This is a genomic window from Nocardia farcinica (genome assembly GCF_029867845.1).
Classification (GTDB): Bacteria; Actinomycetota; Actinomycetes; order Mycobacteriales; family Mycobacteriaceae; genus Nocardia; species Nocardia farcinica_A.
On sequence record NZ_JARWRU010000499.1, the window covers coordinates 1 to 6299 of the forward strand.

Consider the following 6299-nt stretch of genomic DNA (forward strand, 5'->3'; position numbering starts at 1 on the left):
CGGTCCCGCGTTGCGGGGGGCCGGTCACGGCAGCCGCGAGCCCCGGTCGGCGGCCACCGCCGCGACGGGGGCCGAGCGCGTGGCCGCGGCGCGGCCTGGCGTGACCGTTCGCCCCGCCTTCCTCGACCTCAGCGCGCCTGCGGTGGACCGGGTGGTCGACGCGCTCGCCCGCGCGGGACACACCCGGATCGTGGCGGTTCCGCTGTTGCTGGGCAACGCCTTCCACGCCAGGGTGGATCTGCCGGGGCTGCTCGCCGCCGCCCGGCGCGCGCATCCGCTGTTGCGCGTCGACCGGTCCGAGGTGCTCGGTCCCGACCCGCGCCTGGTGGCCGCCCTGGCCGATCGCGTGCGCGAGACCAGCGAGAGCTCTGCCCGGCCACTCCCCGTGGCCGGGCAACGGCTCGGCGTGGTCGTCGCCGCCGTCGGCGCGTCCTCCGCCGCCGCCAATGCCAGGACGCGGCGGGTGGCCACCGCGCTGACCGCGCACACCGGCTGGGCGACCGAGATCGGTTTCGCCACCGCCGCACCGGGTGTTCCCGACGCCGCGCGACGTCTGTACGCGCGCGGCGCCGACCGCGTCGTGGTGGCGCACTACTTCCTGGCTCCCGGCCTGCTCACCGACCGGATCGCCGACTCCGCACCGGATCTCGCCCACACCGCACCCCTCGGCACCCATCCCGCGCTGATCGATCTGGTGTGGGATCGCTACGACGCGGTCGCCGCGCCCTGCGCGCTGTCGGCCTGAGCCGCGCCCTGCGCGCTGTCGGCCTGAGCCGCGCCGATCAGAGCGCCTTGACCCGCATCTCCAGGGCGATCTGCGCGGCATCGATGTTCGACAACGCGTTCTGCAGGACCTCCGCGTCGAAGGTCCCCTCGTCCCTGGCGTCCAGGACCGCCGCGCGCTGCGCCTTCAGCACCGCCATGCGGTGGTCGCTGCCCTGTTCACCCTCCCGGCGCGGAGTCGCGGCCGAGACGTCGCGCAGCATGTTCAGCACGGCCGCGCGCTCGGCGCGCTCGTCCTCCTCGGTGGCGGCGGCCTTGTCGGCGAGCAGCACGCGGGTGATCGGACCGACGGTCGCGCCCTGCACCAGCAGCGACAGCGTGGCCACGGCGAAGGCGACGAGGACGAGCAACGCGTGCGAGGGGGCGTCGGCGGGCAGGGTCTGCACGGCGGCCACCGTGATCGCCCCGCGCATGCCCGCCCACACCACGACGAAACCCTCCTTCACGCCGAGCGGCTGGGCCATGAAGTAGTCCAGGTCCGACATGCCGCGACGCAGGCGCGTGGCCAGCCGTTGCGCGCGGCGCTCGCCCGAGACCCAGCGCCCGCCGAGGGCATCGGTCCGACCGGAGGAGAGCTTGTCGGCGAGCAACTTCTCCTTGCGCTGGTAGTGCGGGCGCAGGGCCGCCTGTCGATGCGCCTGGCGGGCGAGCACCGCCAGCAGCAGGCTCACATAGCCCGCGCGGATCACCAGGCCGATGGCCAGCGCGGCGACAGCGATGAACATCGCGGCGCCGATGCCCGCGTGCTCGTGACGCACCTCGGCCATGATGCCCGACAACTGCAGGCCCATGGTGAGGAAGATCAGTCCCTCCAGCAGCACTTCCACCGTGCGCCAGACCTGGTGGTCGGACAGGCGGTGCCGGGCCGAGAGCTCGCGCGGCCCGCGATAGCCGGTGACGATGCCCGCGACGACGGCTGCGACCAGACCGGAGCCGCCGAGCAGTTCGGCGGGCACCGAGGCCAGGAACGGCACGGTGAACGACAGCACGGTGTTGATCGCGGCGTCGCTCACCCGGCTGCGCACCATCAGATTGAGCCTGCCGACCGCCGTGCCGACCACCACCGCGATCACCACCGACCGCGCGAAGGTGCCGAGTGCGGCGCCTAAGGAGAAGGCCGCGGCGGTCGCCGCGACGGCGGTGCGCAACAGCACCAGCGCGGTCGCGTCGTTGAGCAGGGACTCACCGTCGAGGATGGCCAGCACACGCGGCGGTACCGGGGTGCGCCGGATGATGGAGGTCGCCACCGCGTCGGTCGGGCTGATGACTGCCCCGAGCGCGATGCCCCAGGCCAGGCTGAGCCCGGGGATCGCCCAGGAGAAGAACACGCCGAGCACCACGGCGGTCACCACCACCAGCACCACCGACAGCCCGCTGATGGCGCCGAAATTGCGGCGGAAGTTCATGGCGGGCATGGACACCGCCGAGGAGTACAGCAGGGGCGGGAGCAGGCCCTCGAGGATCCATTCCGGTTCGATCTCCACATCGGGCACGAACGGGACGACGCTGGCGAGCAGCCCCACCGTGACCAGGATGAGCGGTGCCGCCACGCCCAGCCGCGGTCCCCCGGCGGAGGCCGCGGCGATCACGACGAACATGATCACTCCGCCGATCAGCAACTCGGTCATGGCACCACCCTTGCAGATCCGGGACGAAGCGCATGTCGGACCGGCACGGCGCCGGATCGAGCGGCGGTGGTGATCACCGGGCCGCGAGGACCGGCCGCCACCGGACCGACGCCGGGACCGTCGGCAGGCAAGGACATCCGGTTCGGGACGGGGCTGTCAGTCCGCCGGGCCGGCGAGCAATCGGTCGATGATGCGACGCGCGGCGGCGACTCCGGTCTCGTCGCCGAGCTGGCGGGCGGTGTTGGCGGCGGTCACCACGGCGGCGATCTCGAAGGCCATGGTCTCGATGTCGCGGCCGGGCAGCTCACCCGCCTCGGCGGCGTGACGGATCTGCTTGTCCAGCAGGGCCAGCCATTCGGCGTTGTCGGCGGCGAGGGCGTCGCGGACCGGTCCCGGCCGTGAGTCGAACTCGGCCAGGGTGGCGGCGCGGAAGCAGCCGCCGGGAAAGACCGGATCGTCGATGTAGTCGAGCCAGCGGCCGACCAGCGCGCGGACCCGGCCGATGCCACGCGGCTCTCGCATACCGGGTTCGACGACTGTCGTGACGAAGACCTCCCTGGCGGCGCGACAGGCCGCCAGCTGCAACGCCTCCTTGGACCCGAAGAGCGTGGCGATGCCGCTCTTGCTGATGCCGAGGTCGGTGGCGAGTCTGCCGATGCTCAGCCCGTCGAGGCCTTCGACCGAGGCGACGTCGGCGGCGCGGCGGGCGATGGCGGCCCGGGAGCGCGCGCCTCTGGCCAGGCGCTGGTCGGTGGTCGATGCGGTCATGGACTCATTCTCCCATCGCGGGGTTGTGCATACGAACGGTCGGTCGTATGTTTATGAACGAACGATCGTACGTTTTGTTCCGACGCTTCCCCGCACGCAGCCGTCATCGGCTGCCGACGCTTCATCCCCTTGCCACGAGATCCCCTTGCCACGAGGAATCCCCCATGTCCCTGGTCTCCGAACACACCGACAGTTCGCCTCCGCCGAAGCTCGCCCGCCGCACCCTCCTGCTCGCCTGCGGCGCGGCCTTCCTCGCCTTCCTCGACCTCTCGGTCGTCAACATCGCCTTCCCCTCGCTGGCGCGCGATTTCCCCGCCACCGCGACGACCACCCTGACCTGGGTGGTCAGCGGCTACGCGGTCACCTTCGCCGCCCTGCTCACCGCGGCCGGACGCCTGGCCGACGCCCTCGGCAGACGCGCGCTGCTGCTGGCCGCGCTCACCGGATTCGGGGTGACCTCACTGCTGTGCGCACTGGCCCCCGACGCGCCGACACTGATCGCGGGACGCCTGCTCCAGGGCGCCACCGCCGCGCTGATGCTGCCCGCCGCCCTGGGACTGATGCTCGCGGTCACCCCTCGGGAGCGGATCGGCGCGGCCATCGGCGCCTGGTCAGCCGCAGGCGGTTTCGCGGCCGTCGTCGGCCCGGCGCTGGGTGGCGTACTGGTCGAGCAGTTCGGCTGGCGGTCGATCTTCGTGCTCAATGTGCCGGTCGCGGTCCTGCTCATCGCCTCGGCGCTGCGGATCGCCGTCCCCGAGAACGGACGCACGGGCGGCCACTTGCCCGACGTGCTCGGCACGGTGGCCGTCACACTCGGGGCGGGCGGGCTCGTCGCCGGCGTGACCGAGGGGCAGCGATGGGGCTGGACCGCCCCCGCCACGCTGCTCACTCTCGGCGCAGGGGCCGCACTGACGCTCGCGGCCGTCGCCCGTTCCCTCCGGCAGAGCGCGCGCGGTGAATCCGCCCGCGCCGCATTGGCGGTGGAGCTGTGGCGCAGCAGACCGTATGCGCTGGCCAACGCGGCCTCCTTCGTGTTCGCCGCGGCCATGTACTCCTGGCTGCTGGCCGGGCCGCTGTTCCTGGACCTGGTCTGGGGTTACTCGGTGCTCGGCTCGGCCGCGGCGCTCACCGTCGGCGCGCTGGCGTCCATGGTGACCGCGACCGTCGCCGGACGGCTCACCGGCGACCGGGCGCGCCGCGTGGCCGGTGTGCTCGGCGCGATCCTGTTCGCCGCGTCCACGCTGTGGATGAGCACCGACGCGTTCGGGCCCGACCCCGCGCTGTGGTCGGCCTGGATTCCCGCGGGCGTGCTCGGCGGCGGCGGAATCGGCCTGGTTCTGACCGTGCTGGGCACCGCGGTCGCGAGTTCGCTTCCGCCGCAGCAGTTCGCCGTCGGCACCGCCATGAACCTCACCTTCCGCCAGATCGGCGGCGCGCTCGGCGTCGCGGTGCTCGCCGCCGTGCTGGCCGCCCATCCCGGCGCCCCGCTCGCCGGGCTGCACACCCACTTCGCCCTCTGCGCGGCCGTCGCCGTGGCCGCCGCCCTCCTGTCCGGCCTCCCGACCAGAACGGAAAAGCCATGAACGACAACACCTTCACCACGACGCCGCTCACCGAACAGACCGATCCGCTGCTGCTCGGCCCCGACGAGGCGGTCACCCTGCTGCGGGGCGCGCCCTGGCGGCGTTACGCGGTCCTCGGCGACTCCATCGCCAAGGGCATCGGCGACCCGAGCCCCGGCTACGAGCCGGTCGGCTGGGCCGAACGCGTGGTCACCGCTTTGCGCGGCGTCGACCCCGGCCTGAGCTACCTCAACACCGGTCGCATGGGCGCCACCACCGCCGAGGTGCGCGAGCAACAGCTGCCCCGCGTGCTCGAATTCGAGCCCGACCTGGTGCACGTCACCTGCGGTGGCAACGACCTCTTCGTGGCCGCCGAACCCGACCTCGACGCCTTGCGCGCGAATCTCGACGCCCTGTTCGCCCCGCTCGCCGCCACCGGCGCCCAGCTGTGCACCTTCACCGTCGCCGACGTCTGGGAAACCGAGCGCATGGCGCCCATGGCGGTCATGCGCGAGCGGATGGCCGCCCTCAACACCGCGATCAGCGAGGTCGCCGCCCGCTACGACGCTCTGCTGGTCGACTTCTGGCACCACCCCGTCCGGCTGCGCCCCGAACTCATGAGCGCCGACCTCATCCACTTCACCACCAGCGGCCACGCCGTGGTCGCCACCGAGATGATCCGGGCCCTGGCCACTCTCGTCCCCGCCGCTTCCGCCGGGCACTGACCTCGGTTCGACTATCCGCAGGGGCGTCGCCCGCCATTCGCGCCGACGCCCCTGCGGCGCATCGGCGCTCGGGTCTCGTCCGCCGCTCGCGGGGCAAGGCCTCGTCCGGCCGCGCCGGCTCGGGCGTTCGTTCCGCGCAGCGGGCCGGGGGCGGGCTCAGCGGCGGCCCCCGCCGCCCTTGCCACCGCCCCCCTTGCCGCCTCCGCCACCACCACCGTGGCCGCCGCCCGCGCCGGGGCCGCTCTTCCGCGAGCCGCCGGCGCCTGCGCTCGATTTGCCGCCACCACCATCGGAACCGGCGCCCGTGGCGGGCTTTCCACCGCCCCCCTTGCCGGGGCCGCCGGGCGCGGAGCTGTCCGATCCGCCCGACGCGCCGCCACCGGACGCGCCACCCGCACCCGCACCCGCACCGGAGCCGTTCGCGCCGCCGGAACCACCCGAGCCGCCGCCGGAACCGCCGGAACCGTTGCCGTTGCCCCCGCCGGAGCCGTTGCCCCCGACGGAGCCGTTGCCCCCGCCGGAGCCGCTGCCGCCGCCGGAGCCGTTGCTTCCGCCCGAGCCGTTACCGCCGCCGGACGCACCCCCGGAGCCTGCCGAACCACCGCCGGACGCACCGCCGTCCCCGGCACCGGGGTGGCCGCCACCGGAATCCGTGCCACCGGCCGGATTTCCGCCGGGACCCCCGGTCGGCGAACCGCCACCACCACCGGGCGAGGCAGTGCCTCCGGCGGACGTGGCACCACCGGGGCCGCCGGCCGCGGGCGCACCACCGGAGCCGCCGGCCGCGCCGCCGTCGGCGCCGGGCGTCGTTCCTCCGGCGCCGCCCTCTGGGC

General features: G+C 73.9%; 5 protein-coding genes. 3 read left to right on the forward strand and 2 right to left on the reverse strand.

What is annotated here, in order from left to right:
• Nucleotides 1-745 (forward strand): sirohydrochlorin chelatase (locus QH283_RS10895; protein WP_432420704.1); only part of this gene is annotated, 745 nt, incomplete at its 5' end.
• Between the two features lie 37 nt (nucleotides 746-782).
• On the opposite strand, the gene QH283_RS10900 is transcribed toward QH283_RS10895, so the two are convergent.
• Nucleotides 783-2411 (reverse strand): cation:proton antiporter, encoded by a 1629-nt coding sequence (locus tag QH283_RS10900; protein WP_280502897.1) that lies wholly within the window; start codon nucleotides 2409-2411, stop codon nucleotides 783-785.
• A gap of 156 nt (nucleotides 2412-2567) precedes the next feature.
• Nucleotides 2568-3179, reverse strand: coding sequence for a TetR/AcrR family transcriptional regulator (locus QH283_RS10905; RefSeq protein ID WP_280502898.1), 612 nt, complete (start codon nucleotides 3177-3179; stop codon nucleotides 2568-2570).
• A 164-nt stretch (nucleotides 3180-3343) separates the two neighbouring features.
• Between QH283_RS10905 and QH283_RS10910 the strand changes: the two genes are divergently transcribed.
• Nucleotides 3344-4762: an MFS transporter gene (locus QH283_RS10910; protein ID WP_280502899.1), complete on the forward strand. Its 1419-nt coding sequence runs from the start codon at nucleotides 3344-3346 to the stop codon at nucleotides 4760-4762.
• Entirely contained in the window at nucleotides 4759-5466 is a 708-nt protein-coding gene (locus QH283_RS10915) for an SGNH/GDSL hydrolase family protein (protein ID WP_280502900.1), read from the forward strand. The genes QH283_RS10910 and QH283_RS10915 overlap by 4 nt, the downstream gene beginning before the upstream one ends.
• Nucleotides 5467-6299 lie beyond the last annotated feature (833 nt).

Bases quoted from the DNA above. Each gene is read 5' to 3' on its own strand.
- QH283_RS10900 (WP_280502897.1), bottom strand. From the start codon at position 2,411: ATGACCGAGTTGCTGATCGGCGGAGTGATCATGTTCGTCGTGATCGCC.
- QH283_RS10905 (WP_280502898.1), bottom strand. From the start codon at position 3,179: ATGACCGCATCGACCACCGACCAGCGCCTGGCCAGAGGCGCGCGCTCC.
- QH283_RS10910 (WP_280502899.1), top strand. From the start codon at position 3,344: ATGTCCCTGGTCTCCGAACACACCGACAGTTCGCCTCCGCCGAAGCTC.
- QH283_RS10915 (WP_280502900.1), top strand. From the start codon at position 4,759: ATGAACGACAACACCTTCACCACGACGCCGCTCACCGAACAGACCGAT.